We start from the raw sequence: 21531 nt of genomic DNA on the forward strand, positions 1-21531 counted from the left end.
GGCAAGCACTTTGCTTTTCGGCAAGATATCCCGAGATCACCGTTTCTTCGGCCAGACGAGCGCCGCAAATTGACCCTCCAGCCGTGCAGCAATCGTTCGTTTTGCATCGCTCTTACGTCATGCTTGGGTGTCGCAGGTCGCTGACTGTAGCGGTCAACTTTGGCAACCCGCCCAGCAACAGGTGAATGTCGCTCAGTATGTCGGACGCCCGACGAATGTCGGACATACGACGCAGCCGATCCGATCGATTTGCTTCTATCTATTGACCTTTGCCTTTGGCGCACATCTTGCCTTGTCCCTTCTACAAATGGATCAGGGCCGGCGATAGTCGCACGGGAGTGTCGAAATGTTAGAGGATGCCTTCTTGGACTCACACTAGCAGTCTTCCTTATCAGCGACCGGCGCGGCTCACACATGGGCGCACCAGCGTGCTGCTTCTCATGATCGCGGTGATGATGCCATGATCTCCTATCGTAGCTTCGGCCTGACCGATCCGGCCGTACCGAAAGTGCTCGGCCCCGAAGCCGCGATTGCGCTGCTGAAGACCGGCAGCGCGGAAGCCGGTTCGTTGCTCGGATATGGCAACGGCCGCAGCTACGGTGACAGCTGCCTCAACGGACATGGCGCGCTCATCGACATGCGGTCGATGAATCGTATTCTGGCCTTCGATCCTGCGACCGGGATGATCGAGGCCGAAGCGGGCGTGTTGCTATCAGACATCATCGCCCACGTCGCGCCACACGGCTTCTTTCCGGCGGTCGTTCCCGGAACGCAGTTCGTTACGTTGGGAGGCGCGATCGCCAACGATATCCACGGCAAGAACCATCATCGTCGCGGCACCTTCGGCTGCCATGTCGAGGCGCTAACCTTGCTCACCTCGGACGCACGGACCCACCGCCTGAAGCGAGGCTCGAAGTCCCGGCTCTTTGGGGTGACGATCGGTGGTATGGGGCTGACCGGCCTGATCCTCTCGGCCACTGTGCGCCTAATGCGGGTGCCGTCACTCGACATTGAGGAGGAGATCACGCCTTTCCGCGGCCTAGATGAATATTTCGATCTCGCAGAGGCAGCCGACGACGCCAACGAGTATGCTGTTGCCTGGGCCGACCAGCTGGCCACCGTCCGGCGAGAAGGGCGCGGGCTGTTGATCACCGGCAATCATGCCGAATATGGCGCGCGCAAGGCAAGCGTTGCGCGAAAGGGGCTCGGCGTGCCATTCCGGACGCCAGTGATCGTACTGAACCGCCCGTTTCTGAATCTGTTCAACAGCGCCTATCGCTGGAAGAAGAGCAAGTCACGCGGCAAGCACAAGACCGGCTACCAGGGCTTCTTTTTCCCGCTCGACCGCATCGCTGACTGGAACCGGCTCTACGGTCCGAAAGGGCTTTACCAACACCAGAGCGTCATTCCGGACGGTGAGGCGCGCAAGATCGTTCCGGCTCTGCTCGCCGCGTCACGAGAGGCCAGCCACGGCTCCTTTCTGACGGTGCTCAAGCGCTTCGGCGACGTCGGCTCGCCAGGGCTCATCTCATTCCCAAGGCCGGGCTACACGCTGACGCTGGATTTTCCGAATCGCGGAGTCGAGACGCTCGCACTAGTGGAGCGGCTCGACCGGATCACTGTCGAGGCCGGCGGCGCGGTAAACCCCTACAAGGACGCACGTATGGCGCCCGAGGTCTTCGCCGCCTCGTTTCCGGCCTGGCGCAACCTCGAGGCGCATCGCGATCCTGCTTTCCTGTCCGATTTCTGGCGCCGCACGGCGATGCGGCTGTCGACGGAGACAAGTGGGTGCTCGCGGCTGAGTGAAGGAATTCGTGGGACACGCAAAGCGCGAATTCATTCAATTGAATCGCGGTTGTTATCGGGCCGGTGATCGAAGGCGCGGCCGTGGGGGAGACATGAAATATATCGGCTTCGTGCTCTTTACAGTCCTGACAAACGCCGCCGCGCAACTGATGCTGAAATATGGCATGATGCAGTTCGGGCCGCTGTCCTTCGTAGGCGTCAATCCAATCCTGAAGGTCCTGCAAGTCGTCGTCAGCCCTTGGGTCTTCCTTGGCCTCCTCACCATCGTCATCTCCATGGCCTCGCACATCTACGTGTTGTCCAAGGTGGAACTGTCGTTCGCCTATCCGTTCCTCAGTTTGGCCTATGTGGCGGTGGCGGTGTTCGCCCATTTCATGTTCCGCGAGGAACTCAGCGCATTCCGTATCGTTGGCATCGGCTTCATCTGCGCCGGCACCGTGCTGATCGCCCAGAGCGGCCGCAGCCTTGCAGACAGTACCGCTGCGACGACCACTCCAGACACCATCAAGACTAGCGGGCGTGCACGATGAGACACCTTATTTTCGGCGGCGATGGCTTCGTCGGCCGCCACCTCGCCGCAAAACTGCTGGCCGATGGTGAGGAAGTGGTCGTCGCTGATATCAACAAGAGTGAACTGCCGCATTACGGCAAGGTGCGATTCGTGCGCTGCGACGTGACCGATCCTGCTTCGGTCTCGGCGGTTGGCATCAAGTCCGGCGACGTGGTCTACAACTTGTCGGCCAAGATGCTGTCGCCAATCCAGGTGCGCGCCAAGCGGCACGAGTTCTTCTGGCCGGTCAACTATCACGGCACGAAGCACATCATTCTAGCCATGGCGAAGGTGGATGCGCCGCGCTTGGTCCATTTCACGACCGACATGATCTATGGCCACACCGTTGTCCATCCGATGACCGAGGAACATCCGGTCCGGCCCCTTGGCGAATACGGCTTGTCGAAGCTGAAGACCGAGCGCATGGCGGAAGAATGGCGCACGCGCGGCATGCGCATCTCGCTGTTCCGGCCGCGCCTGATCATCGGTCCTGGCCGGCTCGGCATTCTGGAGAAGCTGTTCAAGCTGATTGACCGGAACCTTCCGGTGCCAATGATCGGTACGGGCAAGAACCCCTACCAGTTCATCTCCGTCTTCGACTGTGCGGAAGCCGCGCGGCTCGCTTGGAGAGCGAACGTGCCGAACGAGGCCTACAATCTTGGTTCGCTCAACCCTCCACCGGTGCGCAAGCTGCTTGGCGACCTAATTAGGCACGCAGGCTCCAAATCGGTCCTGCTGCCGACACCCGCCTGGGCGGTGAAGCGCACGCTCGACCTGCTCGATCTCGTCAACATGCCGCTGATGGAGCCCGAGCAGTACCTGATTGCCGACGAGATCTGCGTGCTCGACGTCTCTAAGGGCAAGCGGGACCTGGGTTGGGTGCCGCAATACCGCGACGAGGACATGCTGATCGCCGCCTACAGCCAATACCGCGCTAAGAAGGACGGCAAGGCCGTCGCCGCGCCCGAACACGCTCCATCCGGGTAAGAATTCTCCGATGGCCAAGCCTCCCGCGAACGATGTGTACCCGTTGGTGGAGGCGCGCGCCCGGTGTGCTGCCCGATCCGACGGCCGTCAAGGACGTCGAGGCGTTGTCCCTCGCCAAGATGAAGGAGGCCTCATCAAAATCCACGTCAATCCCGGCTAACTGCACTTCATGAAGCTGCTCGGCTTTTCATTAGGTGAAGGTTCAGCGCACCGCGAGCATGCACTACCACGACCGGGACGGCTGGAAAATACTGGATTTCTTTGGCAGGGTTGACTTTTCTGGCGCTGAGCCACAGCCATCCGCGCATCATCGCGGCGCCGAATAGATTGCCGGACGAGAAGCGGCACGAGATTGCTGTCGCCTTACGTCGCGATGTGCGGCGGTACTTTCGCACAAATAGCTGCCTGGTCGTCGGGCGACCTTCACATGGTTGTTCTCCGGCTCCGAGGCTATCCAATCCGCGCTCAAGCCCGCCGAACGCGCAGCGCGGCCGGCTCGGCCGAAGATCGTCCGATCGTCCATGCCGAGAATTCCTTCTAAGGGGGCGGTGGGGGCATCGTTCAAGCGCTTGCCGAATACTGGCAGAAGCTGAGTAAACTCTATGACCAGCACGGCCTGATCAGGGGCGCCCATGAGGTGTGGTCGTGCCTGCCGACTCCAGGCCTTCGACCATTAGGCGTAGTGCCGGATCACGACGCCGACGAAGTCGCCCGGTGAAGCAAGAGCGCCATAGCGGCGACAATAGCCAGGCGCGATGGCGACATGAATTGCTCGCGGTGCCGCGGCCAGCATGCTCGACGATAAACGGAGCGGCTGGCCCTCCCGCTTCGCTGCTGCGCGACTGAGATGTGCTGGTCGCTTTCACCGAACAAAGCCGCAACCTAATTCGGCTCGTGCCGCCGCTGATCTGCAGCGACCATGTCGAGACCTCATCGATGCTCTCGACAGTCTTCTCGCGGAGGGCATCACCTTTGTCTTGCAACGATTTCGTGAAGAGCCAGATTGCCTGACAAAGCAAACTGGCGGGAAAATGAGGGGAATTAACGCTGGGACGGCGGCGAGCGCCGTGCCCGCACGCCATGCGTAACTCGAGAGGCTTTCTGCGGCCATTTTCGTGCTGCGGTCATAACCGTCGTCGCGATCGCGACGCTTGTTACGGAGTGAATGGAACCCGACGGCTTAACCGCCGAGAAGGAAAAACAGCAATCCGAAGAAACTTCTGACTGACCTAGTCGCTCGTCCGTCGCGTAGTCAATCAATCACAGAGAGTGGCAGCGGAATTGCCCTAACCACACCAATCCTTGTCCGGTTTCGGACAACATGCAACGGCTATCCGGTTGAAAGCATGGCCGCTCGTTTGCGGCGTACAAACTCTTTCAAAACGAATCAGGAGCTTAACACACGCAACGACCCTGGCATGGCCGTTGCTATGAGACCGGCGACACTGGTCGAAGGGCGAGTACACATAGACGCGCAAAAGGAGCGATGGTCTCCTTTGCTAAAAAAAACGGTGAGCCCCCGTCCTTGAGAGAGAAGCAAGTTCGCGCATGAAGTCGGTCAGCGCACGGCAAGAGCACTGGAGAATAACATGGTGCTGCGTGTGGGGGACCTAGCTCCTCCAGTCAAAGCGGAGACCTGGCTACGCGGCCAGCCCCTCATGAGCTTCCAGCCCGGGAACGTGTACGTCGTCGAATTCTGGGCAACTTGGTCCATGCCATGTATCGCGACGATGTCCCATCTGGCGCAGCTGCAAGAGAAATACAAAGACGACGGGCTTCAGGTTATCGGAGTGGCAGCCCATGAGCGTGCTCTAACGGCGGACGTGGCCCAAACCAAGCTGGGAGCGTGGTTGACCAAAAATGTTCCAAGTCTGAACTTTCGTGTCGCGTTCGACTACACGAGAGAAATGAACCAGGATTGGATGGAACTCAGTTCTACTTGCGGAATTCCTACTGCGTTCGTCGTCGACCAAGGAGGTCGCATTGCGTATATCGGCCGTCCGATCCACCTCGAAAATGTTTTACTAAATGTTCTGAATGGTATCCGGCGCTCCAGCGATCATACTAAGGCCGCAGATATAGAGCTTCCCCGCGATAAACCGTTGGTGGCGGATTTAGATGGATCCTTACTGCTAACTGATTTGCTCTACGAGACTTTTTTGAACGTTTTTCCTAGAGGGTTCCGTGCGAATTTTGCAGCGATCCAGGCATCAGCCAACGGCAAAGCGGCCGTAAAGCATCATCTTGCCCACGCGTCCGAACTGGATTACGCGACGCTTCCCTACAATACCTGCGTTATGGAGTTAATCTTGGCAGCCAAAGCGCGGGGCAGAAGAGTTTACCTCGCTACGGCAGCCAACGCGAAGCACGCAAAAGCAATCGCGGGTCACTTGGGCGTCTTCGACGGTTGGTTTGCTTCTGACGCGGAAACGAATTTGTCGGGAGCTTTGAAGGCCGAGATACTCACAGCTGCCTTCGGTAAGAAAGGATTTGATTACATCGGAAACGCTCCCTCAGATCTCCCGATCTGGGAGACTGCTGACAAGGCATACGGCGTTGGCCTTTCTAACTCAGTAAAGCATCGCCTCGTCGCGCTCAAGGGCAACTACTGCGCATTGGATGGCGGAAATGCGGGTAGGTTGGCGTGGTTTAAGGCCGTTCGGGTCCACCAATACGTCAAGAATGTTCTTGTTTTTGTGCCATTGGCGACCTCACATCAATTTGCGCTGGCTAACATCATCGCAGATGCGATCGCCTTTCTAGCTTTTTGCGCTTGCGCGTCAGCGGTCTACATCCTGAATGACCTGCTAGATCTTAAGTCGGATCGCGCGCACTCTAGCAAGCGCGCGCGCCCCTTTGCGAGTGGCCTCCTCCAACTTCAGACCGGCTTGCTTATGGTTCCGGTGTTTCTCCTATTTTCTCTGATGCTGGCAGCGACAATCTCGCCTAAGTTTGTCGGCGTACTCGTTGGCTATTTTGTACTAACAAGTGCTTATTCTCTCTATTTGAAGCGCCAGATGCTCGTGGACGTGATTGTCCTGGCGATGCTCTACACGACACGAATTGTCGCCGGTGGCGCGGCAGCCGAAATTCAAATTTCGCAGTGGCTTTTCATCTTCTCCATGTTCATCTTCACATCGCTAGCGCTCATCAAGCGCTACGTCGAACTGACGAAAAGGCTCGACCGCGGCCTCCCGGATCGTCCAGACCGTGACTACAGGATTGGCGACCTTGATATCGTTGCCGCTCTAGCTGCTGCAGCCGGCTTGAACGCTATCACAATCTTTGCACTCTATGTTACATCGCCAGATGTGCAGCTACTCTATCGACATCCGAAGGCACTATGGCTCATCTGTCCAATTCTTCTGTATTGGATAGGCAGGGCGCTTATGATGGCGCACCGGCGTCGAATGGACGACGATCCTATCGTCTTTGCACTGAGGGACCGTATAAGCGCAGTTTCCATCGCCTCCATCGCCGCCGTCGTTATCTTCGCCATTTGATGGATTCTAGATTTTCTAAGGCGTCGAAATCCTATTCTTGCGATCTAGGCGAGCCGTGAGGACCTGACAACAGTGGCAGCGATTTTGGATTGGAGCCAATATCCTATCATCGACACCAAAGTAATCCACCCAGGCACCACTGATGCCATCAACGCGCGATGCCTAACGGCAACCAGGCGATTGCAGGCGGCAATGGCCGCGCCTACGGAGGCGCAGCTATAGGTGTTCACCAGGCGGTCACGCTTGATCACCCCATCTGATGCGAGCTTTCGACCCGATGAAGGGGGGCCGCAAAAGCAAGCTTGCTTCCGTGACCTAATTGTAGGTAGCGCTGGTGCGCGGACTCCATCGATAAGTCGCTCCCGGCAAAAGTGTCGGCACTTTGGACGGCGTGATCACAGCCGATATCCGTCGGCAAGTACCGCCACCGTGAGGTGGGCTTTGCGGACTCTGTCGAGAGCCTATTATTCGTACTTCTGGCGGAACGAGTTTTGCTTCGCATCACCAGCATTCCGATCTGTTTCGATTGACAATGGCGGAATGGGATAAGCGCACCATCCTCAAGGCGACGGTTCGGCTGCGTCCCGTTGGAAGGACGTGGCGGATCCTCATTCTTGGTTGTTCTGAAGAAGCGCAACGCTGGATTAGCTTAAGCCGGTGTCAAAAGAACCGGGTGCAGCTCATTCCTCGTTGGACGAGACGAGCTCGTCGTCACCTCAGGCGGCAGGCTTTATCTGGCAAGGGACGACCGGCAGCCACGAGCGATCTTTGAAGTAGATTATCCTGATCTTTCTTTCTTCCGCGAGTCCGAAAGAGGAGAGACGTGGTCTGAAAACTAAGGTCGCGCCTTCGCAGAACAAACTGGAATTTGAGAGGGATCGATGGCACAAGCTGAAAAAGCTGTTCTCATCCTGGGCGGTACGTCAGAAATTGCCAGAGCCACAGCGCTCGCCTTCGCCCGGAGCCGCTGGACGGTGCGGCTCGCGGGACGCTCGCTGCCTCATCTACAGCGCGAGGCCGACGACATCTCGGCTCGCACGGGTAGCCAAGTTAGCATCCATCAATTTGACGTACTCGACACCGGATCATTTGTAACATTTGTCGACGCTCTGCCAGACCTTCCGGACGTCGTCATATCAGCGGTCGGTCTTCTTGGTGAGCAGCCGCGCGCCCAAATCGACCTTGATCATGCTCGGGAGATCATGCGAACAAATTACGAAGGCCCGTCCCTCATCCTCGGCCTCTTTGCGGAAAGATTTGTCGCACGCGGACATGGGTCCATTGTCGGAATCTCGTCTGTTGCAGGAGACCGTGGACGGGGCTCCAACTATGTCTATGGTTCCGCAAAAGCGGGGTTAGCAGGGTTTCTTTCCGGCTTGCGAAATCGTCTGGCGATCAACAGCGGCATTCATGTGATGACCGTCAAGCCCGGCTTCGTTCGAACCAGAATGACCAGCCATATGAGACTGCCGCCTTTGCTCACGGCCGTCCCTATCGAGCTGGGTGAAGCTGTGCTGAGTGGCGTAAACCGGCGCAAGGACGTGATTTACGCACGATCCATATGGTTCTTCGTCATGCTAATCATTCGCCTGATGCCAGAGCGGATTTTCAAACGACTTAAGTTGTAGCCGGGTTGGCAGCTGCGTCTCATGCGGGAGGCTATCGCGCATTGTTCGATCACAAGGGCAAGAACAAGAGCGGTAGCTCCTGAGCTCTTGGCCGGCTGCATGCTGGTACGCATACGACGACTACCGCTCGATTGACGCATGCGCCAGCACGGCGAGCTCCATGATGGCGTTGCGTGAAGTTCAGGCGGCCTGCTGATCGGCGGGTTTGTCGGCTTTGCGCAGGAGCTTCCATTCCCAGGGCAGCAGTTCGTGCAGGCGCGATGCGGGAGTATCGGCGATGCGGGCGAGTACGTCGGCGAACCAGGCTTTCGGATCGACGTCGTTGAGACGACAGCTCGTGATCATCGTCAGCATGATGGCGGCTCGGTCGGCACCACGCTGGCTGCCGGCGAAGGTCCAGTTGCGCCTTCCCAAGGCGATGCCTCTCAATGCGCGCTCAGCACAATTGTTGGTCAAGCAGATCCTGCCATCGTCGAGGAAGCGGGCGAAGTCGTCCCAGCGCCTGAGCATGTAATTCATAGGCTTCAGGACCTCGGAGGAGCGCGAGAGGGGTTCGCGCTCACGCAACAACCAGGCGTGCATGTCCCCGAGGAGCGGCTTGCTCTCGTCCTGGCGCACGGCGCGCCGCTCTTCGGCGCCGCAGCCGTTGATGGCGCGCTCGATCTCGAACAACGCATCCAGGCGCCTGACCGCCTCCAGCGCGATCGGCGAGACGGGTTTACCTCTCTTGCCTTCCCGGGCATTCTTCTCGATGTCAGCCAGCTCGAAGAAGCCCCGCCGCATGGGCGAAGCAAAACGCCGGCGTAATCGGCAGCACCTTCTTCTGCGGGTCGAACAGCGGCTCGAAGGTTCCACTTTGGGCGTATCAGGCCTTGTGAACATGTCGCCAAGATTGATCCGCTCGAGAGACGGGCGAACTTGCGCACGCACCTTCTCAGATTTTTGACCCTGGATGGCTCGCCGCCTTGATTTTTCTCTTTTCGGAACTGCATCAAGCCAATTCGATGCCTAGTGCTGGCGAACCATTTGAAGGTGTTCGGCCATTCCGAACTGGGTCTTGACGATGCCGCGCGCGGGGATAGTCGCGACCATTCCAACGACCGCGTCGACGTGCTCCCGCGTCGGGGCTCGATCATGTTGGCCGGGAAAGCCATACCGGGCCGCCGAAAATCACGCAGTCTGGCCTTCAAGGCCTACGGAAAAGACCTGCAGAAATGGATTGGGTAGACGCGTATTGGGCTGTGCCTACCTAGCGCGCCCTCTTTGCGGGCCGCTTCAGGAACTCAGCGGGTTCAACATCGAGCTTCTCCGAAAGCCGGCCTATGATCTTGATGCTGACGTAGTACTCGCCCTTTTCAAGCCGGCTCAAATAGCCTCGGCTTATCTTGGCCTCGAATGCAAGCTCGTCTTGGGACCATCCCCTCGCATTGCGCAAACGACGCAAATTAGTGGCGAATGTCTCCCGCAGGTCCATGCGGGAAAGGAAGCCAGTTGCTCAATATACTGCACCTCGATATACTTCACAAAACGTCATCTCTTGCGTGTTGTGAACCGAAACTGAGTCAATCTGCTGCGCGTGCGGAAGATCGTCGGGCGCCCACTCCTCAATCCTTGCTGATCTTGCTCTAGATAAGTCAGTGCTCACCGCCGATGGCACGCAGCGTTTGGTGACCCGCTGGCGACCTCTTGATGTGAAAGCCGCCACTTCGACCGGGCAGAGGTCGCTCCGACCGTGCAGCCTGTCGAACGGGACGAGTCCCCGCGCTCGCGAACCGTTCGTTGGCCGTTTTCGCCAACGCAAAATGGATGACCATCGGAGACAACCGCGCTTTCTTCGCGGCGGCGCGATCAGATGACAAATGGCCACGTGGAGTTCGAAACTGAGAATAACGTTCTCACCAGCCGACTGGCCCGAACAGCCAACTCATCAGCCCGCGACCAAGCAACGGGTTTGCCCGCCAAATCAAGCGTGTCCTCCCATCTAACAGGCAACAAGCGGGCGGGCGCTTGAAGGACATCAAATCGCGTCCCGCGAACTGGACCAATGGTCAAGTCCAAACTGACCAAATAGGGACGAGCGAAATGGAGGTATACGATGGAACAACGGACGCGCGGATATTGCTGTACGTTCAAACAGAGATTCTGCGGGAAACATTCGTGCGACTCGCGACAATTTGTCGGTACCAAGATGCCGTGAGTGCGGCTAGCATCGCCCCCAATTTTTATTGGCTTTTTGGTTTGATAGGAGTTCCAGGCAGTGCCGGCCGATCCGAAGATCGCAGATTTGGCGCCCAGCGCGCCCGAGCTTACACCATACGACGAGCAGCACGCCGTTACCTATATGCGTCTCCTCGATGCCGAAGCCGATAACGCTGATTGGCGCGAGGTCGCGCGCATTGTGCTTGGCGTAGATCCGATCCTTGAGCCGGATCGTGCGCGCCGTGCTCACGATAGTCATCTGGCTCGCGCCCAGTGGGCGGCGCGTCACGGCTATCGTGATCTCCTGCGTCAGGGATGGCCGAAAGGCGAAAGGTAAGGCGTTCGAAACGGAGTTGTTTCCGCTCCAATCGCAAAAGTCGAACGTTCCATCGCGCAAATGCATCAACACTGAATAGCTGCAAGAGCACAACCAGAAATCGTCACAAATGTCGGGCTGCAGTATCCTTGCGTGTGCATGAAGAACATGAGGGGAAGAGAGTGCGATGTCAGGTGCGGACTGGAGATCAGAGAGCGCATACCACGAAGTCAAGCAGGCAGACACGGCCGACATCGCCTGGGAGTGGCTGCGCCGCGATCGCGAGTATCAAAAGGACTTCGGGAGCCAGCGCGGGCGCAAACAATTTGGCGCGACAGTTCACTTCCGCCGGAAGTGGGGGCTGACGTTTCCCAGCTGATCCGCAAAAGGCGTTCGACAAACAACCCGTTTTCTGGGCGCCCGAGGCGCTGTCGACCGTGCTAACCGTGCGTACGGCGATCCGCTCGACTACGTCCAAACCGTACGATCTTGACTTCGCTGACCTGGAAGGCTGCGAGCTCCGTGAAGCGCCGGATGGATGGCATGCCATCGTCCCGCTCGGAGGCGCGAAGCATCGGCTTTGGGTGGCAGAACTTCTACCGCGCGGCTCATTGGTTGCCGTCGATCTGCCACTCGAGCGCAACTTCGACCTCCGCTTGCGGGCCGCGCACCGATTCTGGTTGGCGCTCGAACAGCGCCCGGTTGGATCGCCTCCGCTTGCTCAATCGATCGGAACCCGGCATCGGCACATCCTGGCTTTGCGTGCAGTGGATGGGTGGTTGGAAGGCAACAGCTATCGCAACATCGCCCAAGGCCTGTTTGGCAACTCTCGCATTCCCGATCGAGGTTGGAAAACGCACGATCTGCGCAGCCGGACCATTCGCCTGGTCCAAATGGGGCTCCGTCTCATGCGAGGCGGCTACCGCGACCTGCTCCGTCGCAAGGGCAAAAACAGCGACGACACCTCCTGAGCTCTGGCTGATCGGCTAGCTGCATGCTGCGGCCGTCGACAGCGCCAGCTAGCAAATCATTGACCGTGGTCATCGAGGTGCGCGGTATCCGCCTCGCATTCGGCTCGCTATTGCTTGGCGGAAAAGACATTGTCGAAGGCAAGGGGAGCAGAACCGTCTGCACCATTCGTCGCGTCGCTTGAACGGATACTCGATATCCCACGTTGAGCGAATGCATTCAAATCCAGTCCATCGATCGAATGTTTGATGTCGTTGGATAGGTTGTTAGGCGGCTTCCGAAACCGCAGTCTTCTTGCAGAGCCGAGCGACCCATCGGCAGAAGGCGCGCGCGATTTCGGGATTGTCACTGCGATCGACCGCGTAGGCCCGATACTGCATGCCACTTGGCGTGCGCGATCCCGGTAACACATGCAGCGCTCCTGTGCGCACGAGCTCGCTGACAATGATTTCAGGCGCGACCAGCAGGCATTTGCCCGTCATGACAGCCGGCAGAGCTAAGTAATTGTGATCGTATCGAGCTCCCGATTTTATGTCTTTCGCAGTGAGGTTCATTGCCCTCAGCCATGTAGGCAGGATGTCGGGCCGGGATGTGATGTTCAGAATTGGCATTGAACGAGCAATTGAGAGCGTTTTTCCCGCGACTTGATCCGGAGATCCTACGCAGACGAGGGCCTCATTGTAGATTTCCCAATTGTCTGCCGGTTCGATGACGCAAAGGTCGCGTGTGATCAAGATGTCGAAGTCGTCGGAAGACGCCGGCGGAGAGAGCGAACTGATGACATCCACCGTGACGCCGCCGACCTCGGCGGAAAATGCCTGCAGATTTGGAATCAGAACAGAGGAAGCAAAGGTAGAAAGCGACGTGCGGACCACAATCCGATTGGCGTCAGGACGATTGCGCCTGCGCATTCTCCTGGCGGTGAAGCAGATTGTTTCGAGTGGTTCGGCCACCGTATTGGCAAAAACCCGACCGAACTCCGTTAATTCACTCCGCCGACCGCGGCGCTCGATGAGGTCCGTGCCGAGATAGCCCTGCAGCACGGCCAGATAGCGGCTAACCGAGCTCTGCGTTGTTCCCAATGCATGAGCCGCCCGCGTCACGCTTCCCTCTCGCGCAATGGTGACAAATGCCCGAATTGCATTGAGGGGCACTTCATCGTGTTCGGCAGCCATCTTCCGCTCCGGTCGCTTCTGGAATGACTGCGAGTTGCGGCGGCAGGCCATTGCCAAGCATGAATGCTCCATCACATTATGCGATGTGGATAGCGGGATCACTGCTTATCAAGGCTATTTCGCGCACAAAATCGTCTCGCCGTACGATCCGTACACTTTTGTGATCGCAAACGTTGATCACCGTTGGCGACTTTCTTCAGAGCTGCAGCTTCAGGCGGCGATACCATGATCGACGCGATTGCTGTTCCTGCCGGCGATGGCCGCAATTTTTAAGAAAGAAGCGGAGTGTTGCCGACAACATCGGAATGGCGTCCGATTAGTGGGGCGTCGAGGATCGTTTCAAGGTCTTGCTGGTTACGGAGAATTCTAAGAGTGGCCTTCAGCGAAGGAAGCGAGCTTCAGCGGCCTTGACCTCATGCATCTCCTGAAGCCTGAAAATCTCGTCGACTGGCAGAATATCCTTATGGACGTTTTGGACGCCGCCATCGGCGATAATCCGGCGGAAGGTCTCCTGCATGCAAGTAGCCGCAGCGCGGATGCCGTAGTTGCCGTAGATCATCATGCGGATATTCCCGAGCGCTTTGACTCGGTCTGCGTTGAGATCCGGGTAGGCGTTCGGCACGATCACCAGCGGAACCGATCCGGGCCAGGCCCGCGAAAAGCTTTCGATTTCGGAAGGGTCCTTCATTTTCGAATGGATCAGGATCATGTCTGCGCCAGCCTTCACGTAGGCTTTCGCCCGACGCAGAGCCTCCGCCTCGCCAAGCCCTGCGATCAGCGCTTCGGTGCGGGCAATGACGAGGAAATCTTGGTTGCGTCTTGTCGCAACGGCGGCCTTGATCTTGCCCTGGAACTCCTCAATGTGAAGCAACTCCTGGCGACCGCCGGCAGCAAGGCTCGTCACCTTCGGAAAGGTCTTGTCCTCGATGACGACGGCGCTCGCGCCGGCGCGCTCGTATTCCCTGATGGCATGGATCACATTGATCGCGTTGCCATAGCCGGTATCAATGTCGGCGACGATTGGCAGCGTCGTGCGTCCGGCGATCGCCCGCAGCATATCGAGATGCTGCGTCATCGAGATCAGGCTCATATCGGCGAGACCATAGAGCGCTGACAACTCAAAGCCGGAGGCCCACAGGCCGTCGAATCCTGCTTCTTGCGCGAGGATCGCGGACAGCGGGCTATGGGCGGCCATGATGTGAACGAGGCCAGTCTCGGCCATCCGGGCGCGCAGGCGTTTGGCAGGGGACACCGGGAGATCCTTCAGGATAGGGTGGCGCAGGCGGCGATGATGCGGTCGCAAGCTCGGGTGAGGTCCGCGAGCGACGAAGCGTAGGAAATACGGATGTACGGCGAAGCCATGAAGCCGCTGCCGGGTACAACGGCCACGGCGGAGGCATCGAGCAAATACGTCGCGAAATCGGTGTCGGTTTCGATGACCTTGCGATTCGGTGTGCGCTTGCCGATGACACCTGCGCAGGAAGGGAATACGTAGAAGGCGCCGTCCGGCACCTGGCACGAAAGTCCCTGGGCCTGGTTCAGCTTGGCAACGACAAGATCGCGACGGTGCAGGAAGGCGTTCGCAAATTCATCGATATGCTTCCGTCCGCCGGACAGCGCCTCGATCGCGGCATATTGTGAAATCGAGCTGGTGTGCGAAGACGTCTGGCTCTGAATCAGGTTCATGGCCTTGATCAGCGGCAGTGGCCCTGCGCCATAACCGACGCGCCAGCCGGTCATTGCGTCGGCCTTGGATACACCGTTGACCGTCAGTGTGCGGTCGTAGAGATCTGGTGCTACCGCTGCCATTGTGGCGAAGTCGACGTTGTAGATGAGTTTTTCATAGATGTCGTCGGACAGCACGTGAACACGGGCATGGCGGCGCAGTACCATGGCGAGCGCCAATAGCTCGCTTCGGCTGTAAACCGCACCCGTCGGATTGCAGGGCGAGTTCAGCATCAGCCATTTGGTGCGAGGCGTGATCGCTGCTTCCAATGCCTCGGGACGCAGCTTGAACCCATGGAGTTCATCGCAGGCGACGAGAACCGGCTTGCCGCCGGCGAGCTCTACCATATCGGGATAGGAGACCCAGCACGGTGTCGGGATCACCACCTCGTCGCCTGCGTCGAGGCTAGCGAAGAGAGCGTTGAAGATGACCTGCTTGGCCCCACAACCAACCGTAATCTGGTCGATCCCGTAAGCGAGCTCGTGATCGCGATCCAGGCTCTTCCGGATCGCCTCACGCAGCGGCTTGATGCCGGCGACCGGCGTGTATTTCGTCTTCCCGTCGCGGATTGCCTGGATACCGGCGTCGCGGACCGCGGTCGGTGTTTCGAAGTCCGGCTCGCCCTGACTTAGCGTGATCACATCGAAACCCCGGTCGCGCAGCTCGGCCGCGCGCGCTGTCATGGCCTTGGTTTCAGAGGGGCGGACAAGCTTGAGCCGTTCTGCAACGAGAGACAAATTCGAAACACCTGCGAAGTTCGAAACAAATGTTGGAACAATCTCTAACCGCCCTCAGGCACGCTAACCAATCTAGTCATCGTGTTTTTGAATGAAATAATCTAAAGTTGCGATTATTTGCCTTCGTAGAACCTCCGCCAAGTTGTAGCAGGTCGTCGGCGCAGCCTACCCGCGTCCGGATTTCGAGTTCGTGTTCTGTTGAAGATGTGGGATTCGCGGCTGCAACTATGACCGATGGCCACTCGACCCGGAGTCGAGGTTCGTCCCAAGACAGCGTTCGGGACGGAGTATCGCCGCCCCAAAATATTTGGCCGCAGAGATCGGGGTGGCGAGGCTTCATCTCGCATTTTGCCGACAGCCCGGCTGAGCGAAACCTTAAGCGATCCTATGTCAATGAGAAAGTTGCTAGCGCGCCTAACTTGGATTCGGATTTCGCCGAAACCTCTTAGCGTTCATCATCCAAGAATTGATCCGCGACCGCGAGACGACTCGCGCTAACGTCAATACCAGAAGCCGATCTCGTTCAGCGGAGACGGGTGACCTAAAATCTCGTCAATCGTTTCACGGATCACTTAGACCAGCTTCCAAGAGCTACGGAAGAGACCAGAAACAATGGATTGGAAGTAAGGCAGGTATCGGTCTGTGTGTAGCTAGCGCGACCTCTTTGTAGGTCGTTTCAGGAACTCATTGGGCTCAACGTCGAGCTTGTCGGCAAGGCGGCCGATGATTTTTATGCTGACGTAGTACTCGCCTTTTTCAAGCTGGCTCAAATAGCCCCGGCTTATATTGGCCTCGAAGGCAAGCTCGTCTTGGGACCATCCCCTCGCATTGCGCAGACGACGCAAGTTGGTGGCGAAAGTCTCCCGCAAGTCCATGCGGGAAAGGATGCCGCTTGCTCAGTATATTGCACCTCGATATACTTGACAAAACGCCGTTCCATGCACCGTTGTGAACGGAAACTGCGGTCAATCTCCTGCGCATTGTAAGATCATGCAGATCCCGCCACTTGATCCTGTCGTCGCTGATTCTGCTCCGGATAATCCAGTGCGACAATCGGCTCGCTACGATGAGCCTTTGAATACCACTGCCATCGCTAGGTCGACTTTTATCAACTTGGTAGGAGTTTCAGACCGTGCCGTCTGATCCCAAGATCGCAGATTTGGCGCCCGATGCGCCCCAACTCACGCCGTACGACGAGCAACAAGCCGTTATCTATATGCGTCTCCTCGATGCCGAAACCGATAACGCTGACTGGCGCGAAGTCGCGCGCATTGTGCTTGGTATTGATCCCGCCCTTGAGCCGGAACGCGCGCGCAGTACTTTCGACAGTCATCTTGCTCGCGCCAAGTGGGTGGCACGTCACGGCTATCGCGAGCTCCTTCGCCGCGGTTGGCCGAAGAGTGACGAGTGAAGACTGAATGCATTTGGAACAGACGAGACTTCTTGTTGAGGTCCAATCGCAAAAGTAGATCGTTCCATCGCGTGACTGCATCAACGATGAATAAGTTCCTTAGCGCAACCAGAAATCGTCACATTTGTCGGGCTGCAATTCCTTGCATGTGCGTTAAGAACACAGGGAAGATAGTACGATGCCGGATGCCGACTGGAGATCAGAGGACGCATATCCTGACGTCAAGAAAGCAGAGACTGAGGAGATAGCCTGGGAGTGGCTACGCCGCATTCACGAGTACCAGAGAGACTATGGAAAGCTGGTCAGCAGCGAACGATCCAGCGCTACGGCGGATCACTTCCAAGAGAAGTGGGGGTTGTCTTTTCGCAGCCGACCCGCAAAAGACGTACGACGAGCAAGCCATTTTCTGGGCGCCTGAGGCGCTGTCGACCGTGCTAGCCGTCCGCGCGACCATCGGCTCGGCGGCATCCAAACGGTACGACCTGAATATCGCCAAACTCGCGGGCAGCGAGCTTCGTCATGCGCCAGATGGATGGCATGCCATCGTGCGGCTCGGAGGCGCGAAGCATCGTCTTTGGCTAAGAGAGCTTCCACCGAGCGGCTCATTGATTGCCGTCGACCTGCCGCTCGACCGCAATTTCGATATTCGTTTGCGGGCAGCACATCGATTTTGGCAGGCGCTCGAACAGCGGCCCCTCGGACGCCCCCCTCTTGCTTTACCGATTACGACCCGGCATCGGCTCATCCTCGCGATGCGTGCAGTGGATGGGTGGCTGGAGGGAAACAGCTATCGCAAAATCGCACAAAGTCTGTTTGGCATAGCTCGCATTCCCGATCGAGGCTGGAAAACACACGATCTGCGCAGCCAGACCATTCGCTTGGTTCAGATGGGGCTGCGTCTCATGCGCGGCGGCTATCGCGCACTGCTCCGTCACAACGGTAAAGACAAGTACGACGCCCCCTGAGCTCTTCGCTGATCGGCTCGAAACCAGACGAGAACCTCCCATCTGGAGAATCCATGAAGAGCTTCAAATCCAAAGCGGTCCATTTCGTTACCGAATTGTTTGGGGTGAGTGCGGGACACGCCCGACGCATACGACCAAAGACCAAGCGCTGCGATCGCTAAGGCTGTCTGCGCTTTACGAGCGATTTGCTATCGCCCTAGGACCCGCTGGAGGGAAGGGAGTGGCCACGAGCCAGATCACCGCCGCGGCGATATCGCTCCCTCGAGAAGGACATGATGCTCTGGGTGAACGCGCTGGCGCTGGCCGAGGCGAACGAGCAGCACCAAGTTCCTGCAATGCTCGATCAGAATTATACGTTAGCTTCAGATCGCAGCCGTCGAAAACACGATGGCCAAAGACGGGACGGCCTTTGGGCATTCAGCGGGCTCGAATACCTGGTGGTCGGGTGCAAGCGCAGCGCGTGAAAGCAAATTCGATCAACAGGCATGACTGCAACCGAGAGCAAAACCGCTCCATGGCTTGGTTGCGGCCCGGTACGATGCGAGCTGCGCCCCCACGCCAGCGATGGTGTCATCCCGAGACTGCGCTCGAGCATGCCGCGCCCTTTGTACGTGGATACAAGGACCATCGTAGTGAACTGCCTGTCGCGCTTGGAGGAGCTCGCCAGAAGCAACTCGGTCGACATCAGGGCAGAATGACTACTTGGATCCGAAAGTGTGGCTGCTCAGCTGAATCACTTCGGTCCTGACCAAGCACGAGCCACGCACTACATCGTTAGTTCTAAGAGGTCTTAGGTTGGCTGATCGCTGGAGATGCGGAACGCACTGTGCTAGCGCCCGGCCAGGCGGCGGGTGAGTCAAAGAACCTGAGCTCCTGCGGCGTTGCTACCAATCGACGCCAAATGAGCGGACCCGCAAGCTGTCCTTTCCAGCACTGGGGCGACCAATCCGCTCCGCTACCGGCAACGATTAGCATCAGCGGTGCCTTCACCTGTCTGGCCATTCGCAAGAGCGTGGCCGAGTCGAGATCACTCATTTCGGCAATCCCGTCGGGATGCGAATGCCAGTCTCCAAGATAGTCGAGGTCACCGAAGCTTTCTTTGAACGCGCGATTGATTTCACACGCCTGCCAGGCGTGATCCGGGATGAAGCGATGCCGCCCATGAAGGGCGCGCGGGCCCGGGCCGCGCAAATCGACGACGACGTGGTCCTCGCCGGATCGCCATCCAAGAAGGATGCCGCCATTCTCAAGTGGGGATAGCTCTCGTGCGTAGGAGCACATTAGCCGCAGCACGTGTGAGGAGAGCCAGACGATCACCGTCCGGCTCCGCAGCATTGGGGATGCGGCGGGCATTGAAATCCCTTCCAATGAGGCAGCATCCGTGCTCCTCCGCCGTCCTTGAGCGTCAGTACGGCCAGGTCCCAACGGCCAGGATCGTAATTCCCCTCCGAGAGCAGTCCCACGACTGTGCGCACGATTTCCAGAGATATCTCCTGCAGGTCAAAGCCACCGCCCGTAAACGTAGGGGCATTGCAGCCGACCGGGATAATGACGCCGGCATCATCGACACGCGGCTCTGGTATGAGCTTGTCCTTCCAGTGCTCCTGGAGGCACACGAAGCAAGCTTCGGAGTCCGAAAGGAATCTCGCGACCACGCCGCCCGCTACGCCGAGTGTCGCATAACCCATCACGTACGGCACCCGAAATCGCCGACAGTAGTGGGATAGCGCAAGGTGTACTTCTGGTGAAGCTGAGGCGTCGACCACAACGTCCGCGGATCGCAGTTCATCAAATACCGGTGTAAGAACGTTGTGCAGATGGCGGGGAATGTTGACCGGTTCGGTAACGGCCGTACCGAGGCGTCCCTCAGCAACCCGGGCAATTGTCCATGGATAGTTCGACGCAATGAAGTTCGCGAGAGCTGATGTCTTGCCACTTCCCCAGACGGTACGGCCCAGCGGCCAGCGCAGGCTGTTGCCGGGCTGGACCGTGTCGAAATCCAGAAGCGCAATCTCGCCGGCGCCAGCGCGAGCCAGTTCGAGGCTCGCGAAACTTCCGATCGCGCCGCAGCCAATGACAAGAATCCTTTTCGTTGTAAGAGACCTTGCGACGGGTAACCGCGAAAACATATCGTCCTTTCCGGCGCGTTCTCCGCGGATGAGCCTTGTTTCGGCGACGCCAGCTCTTTCGTCCGCGAGGGCACGCCTTGTCGCCAGAAATAGCCACCCCGCGCCGTTTTTCTGCGGGCCATATTCTGATTCCTCCGGGAACGCGATGCCGGTGATGGAAAAGGGACCACGCGCGGTTTCATTGACCTTCTGCACGCTGGCCGGCTGCAATACTGCGTGTCGCGCAAGTTCTTCTTCGGCAAGGCGGAGCAGTTCTCCGCCATCCGCGGTTGCTGGTGGTGTAAACTTCACCCATCGCCCGGTAATCACCGGAGCATCTTCGGACTCGCCCGGAAACCCAAAATGTTTACCTATCGCGGCGCCGGTGCTGGTTTTCAGCTGCCGCATGACGCCTTCGAAGGCGGCGCCGTTCCTCCTGGTGGGGCGACCGGTGCAGGCCACCTCAATCAGACCATGTTGGCCGGAGGGGAGCGGCGCTTGACCGTCAATAAGGATGATGGAGTCCTCTTCGGCAGCGCCGGCGAAATGCGCCATCAACGGATCAGCAGCTCGCTCTTCGAGATCGGCTGCATCATCCCAACGCCCATCTTTTCTAGCGGCAAGGACGCGCAGAAGCTGATCCAGCTGCTCCCGGATGAAATCCGCGACAAGCTGATTCGAATCCCATTGGCCCAGCTCCTGCGCCAACAGGCACAGCTCGCGGCTGAAAGGGTTCTGATGGCGCTCGAAGCTTTCATTCGGCGCTGCCACCGCGGGGCGAAAGAAAGGATGTAGCGGGGAATATCCGATGCGCAACAGCATAGGTGAGGACTGGCCGTGTATCGGCCAGTCCGCTTCCAGGATTAGGACCCCGTTTGCCTTGTGAACAGTTCGTGGTGTAATTCCGAGCCGTGCGAAAGCCGCGAGTTCGGTATTGAACACCTCCGGCCAGAGCGTCCACCAATCCTGGTCGGCATCGGGGCGGTTGTGCTTACGCAAAACTTAGCCCACGGGACGATGTGTAGGCGGCGTGCTGGGGCGCGGCGGACCCTTGCCCGGCGTCTCGCTCGGAGGCCCGGGCGGCACGTCTGGATGGTCGGGATGCGGTGGGTGTGGCGGCTTAGCCATGGCAGATTCCTTCTTTGCTTCGCTTAACTGATCACTCTGAGTGCGCCGTATCGTTCGCAAAACCGGCCGCATCATTTTCCCCTAACGCAAATCAAAAATACGGACAATGCCGCTGGAGAAAGCAGAGAAAAATCGTTGGTCCGCTACGGACAGAAAGATTGCATTACGAATACACCGACGGAATGAAAGGCGCATTCTGTACGTTGCGAACAGAATTGTAGCCTTGACTCTAGGATTCGACGGTTCGCTGGCAATCGAGTTTGCCAACGCGAGCCCACCAACAACATTCCTCTCACGCTACGAACGCCGGCGAACGGATATCG

20 protein-coding genes and 1 pseudogene are annotated in these 21531 nt (G+C 58.2%); 13 read left to right on the top strand and 8 right to left on the bottom strand.

Going from position 1 to position 21531, the window contains the following annotated elements:
• The first annotated feature begins 460 nt into the window (after positions 1–460).
• From AC1VNY_RS04780 to AC1VNY_RS04800, 5 genes are all read left to right on the top strand, one after another.
• Complete coding sequence (locus AC1VNY_RS04780; protein ID WP_482404308.1) at positions 461–1873, top strand: FAD-binding oxidoreductase; 1413 nt, start codon at positions 461–463, stop codon at positions 1871–1873.
• Positions 1874–1898: 25 nt separating this feature from the next.
• Positions 1899–2336 (top strand): EamA family transporter, encoded by a 438-nt coding sequence (locus AC1VNY_RS04785; RefSeq protein ID WP_482404309.1) that lies wholly within the window; start codon positions 1899–1901, stop codon positions 2334–2336.
• The gene (locus AC1VNY_RS04790; RefSeq protein ID WP_482404310.1) at positions 2333–3343 is read left to right on the top strand and encodes an NAD-dependent epimerase/dehydratase family protein; all 1011 of its coding nucleotides are present in this window, start codon (positions 2333–2335) and stop codon (positions 3341–3343) included. The genes AC1VNY_RS04785 and AC1VNY_RS04790 overlap by 4 nt, the downstream gene beginning before the upstream one ends.
• Before the next feature lie 1589 nt (positions 3344–4932).
• Positions 4933–6846: a UbiA family prenyltransferase gene (locus AC1VNY_RS04795; RefSeq protein ID WP_482404311.1), complete on the top strand. Its 1914-nt coding sequence runs from the start codon at positions 4933–4935 to the stop codon at positions 6844–6846.
• A gap of 881 nt (positions 6847–7727) precedes the next feature.
• Positions 7728–8474, top strand: a complete 747-nt coding sequence (locus AC1VNY_RS04800) for an SDR family oxidoreductase (protein WP_482404312.1) — start codon at positions 7728–7730, stop codon at positions 8472–8474.
• A gap of 180 nt (positions 8475–8654) precedes the next feature.
• Here the strand turns inward: AC1VNY_RS04800 and tnpC are convergent.
• Positions 8655–9321 (bottom strand): annotated as a pseudogene (gene tnpC, locus AC1VNY_RS04805) (IS66 family transposase); the annotation flags it as partial.
• 179 nt (positions 9322–9500) lie between these two features.
• On the opposite strand from tnpC, the gene AC1VNY_RS04810 reads away from it, so the two are divergent.
• Entirely contained in the window at positions 9501–9701 is a 201-nt protein-coding gene (locus AC1VNY_RS04810; protein WP_482404313.1) for a hypothetical protein, read from the top strand.
• Positions 9702–9723: 22 nt separating this feature from the next.
• Here AC1VNY_RS04810 and AC1VNY_RS04815 read toward each other — a convergent pair whose 3' ends face one another.
• On the bottom strand, positions 9724–9948 hold the full coding sequence (locus AC1VNY_RS04815) for a helix-turn-helix domain-containing protein (RefSeq protein WP_482404314.1): 225 nt from the start codon (positions 9946–9948) through the stop codon (positions 9724–9726).
• A 783-nt stretch (positions 9949–10731) separates the two neighbouring features.
• Here AC1VNY_RS04815 and AC1VNY_RS04820 point away from each other — a divergent pair.
• The 3 genes from AC1VNY_RS04820 to AC1VNY_RS04830 all read left to right on the top strand — a co-directional run bounded on the left by AC1VNY_RS04820 (position 10732) and on the right by AC1VNY_RS04830 (position 11960).
• Positions 10732–11010: a DNA -binding domain-containing protein gene (locus AC1VNY_RS04820; protein WP_482404315.1), complete on the top strand. Its 279-nt coding sequence runs from the start codon at positions 10732–10734 to the stop codon at positions 11008–11010.
• Positions 11011–11176: 166 nt separating this feature from the next.
• On the top strand, positions 11177–11368 hold the full coding sequence (locus tag AC1VNY_RS04825; RefSeq protein ID WP_482404316.1) for a transcriptional regulator domain-containing protein: 192 nt from the start codon (positions 11177–11179) through the stop codon (positions 11366–11368).
• Between the two features lie 67 nt (positions 11369–11435).
• Positions 11436–11960 (top strand): DUF2285 domain-containing protein, encoded by a 525-nt coding sequence (locus tag AC1VNY_RS04830; RefSeq protein ID WP_482404317.1) that lies wholly within the window; start codon positions 11436–11438, stop codon positions 11958–11960.
• A gap of 264 nt (positions 11961–12224) precedes the next feature.
• Here the strand turns inward: AC1VNY_RS04830 and AC1VNY_RS04835 are convergent, their stop codons facing one another.
• The 4 genes from AC1VNY_RS04835 to AC1VNY_RS04850 all read right to left on the bottom strand — a co-directional run bounded on the left by AC1VNY_RS04835 (position 12225) and on the right by AC1VNY_RS04850 (position 16471).
• A complete protein-coding gene (locus tag AC1VNY_RS04835; protein ID WP_482404318.1) occupies positions 12225–13133 on the bottom strand; it encodes a LysR family transcriptional regulator in 909 nt (302 codons plus the stop codon).
• A 379-nt stretch (positions 13134–13512) separates the two neighbouring features.
• Positions 13513–14355 carry an isocitrate lyase/phosphoenolpyruvate mutase family protein gene (locus tag AC1VNY_RS04840; protein ID WP_482404319.1) on the bottom strand — a complete coding sequence of 281 codons (843 nt, stop codon included), beginning with the start codon at positions 14353–14355 and terminating at the stop codon, positions 13513–13515.
• 41 nt (positions 14356–14396) lie between these two features.
• On the bottom strand, positions 14397–15596 hold the full coding sequence (locus tag AC1VNY_RS04845; protein ID WP_482404320.1) for a pyridoxal phosphate-dependent aminotransferase: 1200 nt from the start codon (positions 15594–15596) through the stop codon (positions 14397–14399).
• 650 nt (positions 15597–16246) lie between these two features.
• On the bottom strand, positions 16247–16471 hold the full coding sequence (locus tag AC1VNY_RS04850) for a helix-turn-helix domain-containing protein (RefSeq protein ID WP_482404321.1): 225 nt from the start codon (positions 16469–16471) through the stop codon (positions 16247–16249).
• A 257-nt stretch (positions 16472–16728) separates the two neighbouring features.
• On the opposite strand from AC1VNY_RS04850, the gene AC1VNY_RS04855 reads away from it, so the two are divergent.
• The 4 genes from AC1VNY_RS04855 (at position 16729) to AC1VNY_RS04870 (ending at position 18436) form a co-directional block, all read left to right on the top strand.
• The gene (locus AC1VNY_RS04855; protein WP_482404322.1) at positions 16729–17007 is read left to right on the top strand and encodes a DNA -binding domain-containing protein; all 279 of its coding nucleotides are present in this window, start codon (positions 16729–16731) and stop codon (positions 17005–17007) included.
• A gap of 178 nt (positions 17008–17185) precedes the next feature.
• Positions 17186–17425 (top strand): transcriptional regulator domain-containing protein, encoded by a 240-nt coding sequence (locus AC1VNY_RS04860; protein ID WP_482404323.1) that lies wholly within the window; start codon positions 17186–17188, stop codon positions 17423–17425.
• 13 nt (positions 17426–17438) lie between these two features.
• The gene (locus tag AC1VNY_RS04865) at positions 17439–17972 is read left to right on the top strand and encodes a DUF2285 domain-containing protein (RefSeq protein ID WP_482404324.1); all 534 of its coding nucleotides are present in this window, start codon (positions 17439–17441) and stop codon (positions 17970–17972) included.
• A gap of 272 nt (positions 17973–18244) precedes the next feature.
• Positions 18245–18436, top strand: a complete 192-nt coding sequence (locus tag AC1VNY_RS04870; RefSeq protein WP_482404325.1) for a hypothetical protein — start codon at positions 18245–18247, stop codon at positions 18434–18436.
• Positions 18437–18752: 316 nt separating this feature from the next.
• Here the strand turns inward: AC1VNY_RS04870 and AC1VNY_RS04875 are convergent, their stop codons facing one another.
• Both AC1VNY_RS04875 and AC1VNY_RS04880 read right to left on the bottom strand, forming a co-directional pair.
• On the bottom strand, positions 18753–19325 hold the full coding sequence (locus AC1VNY_RS04875; RefSeq protein WP_482404326.1) for a M67 family metallopeptidase: 573 nt from the start codon (positions 19323–19325) through the stop codon (positions 18753–18755).
• Positions 19286–21079, bottom strand: coding sequence for a ThiF family adenylyltransferase (locus AC1VNY_RS04880; RefSeq protein WP_482404327.1), 1794 nt, complete (start codon positions 21077–21079; stop codon positions 19286–19288). Before AC1VNY_RS04880 ends, AC1VNY_RS04875 begins: the two co-directional genes overlap by 40 nt.
• Positions 21080–21531 lie beyond the last annotated feature (452 nt).

Source organism: Bradyrhizobium ferriligni, from assembly GCF_056837965.1.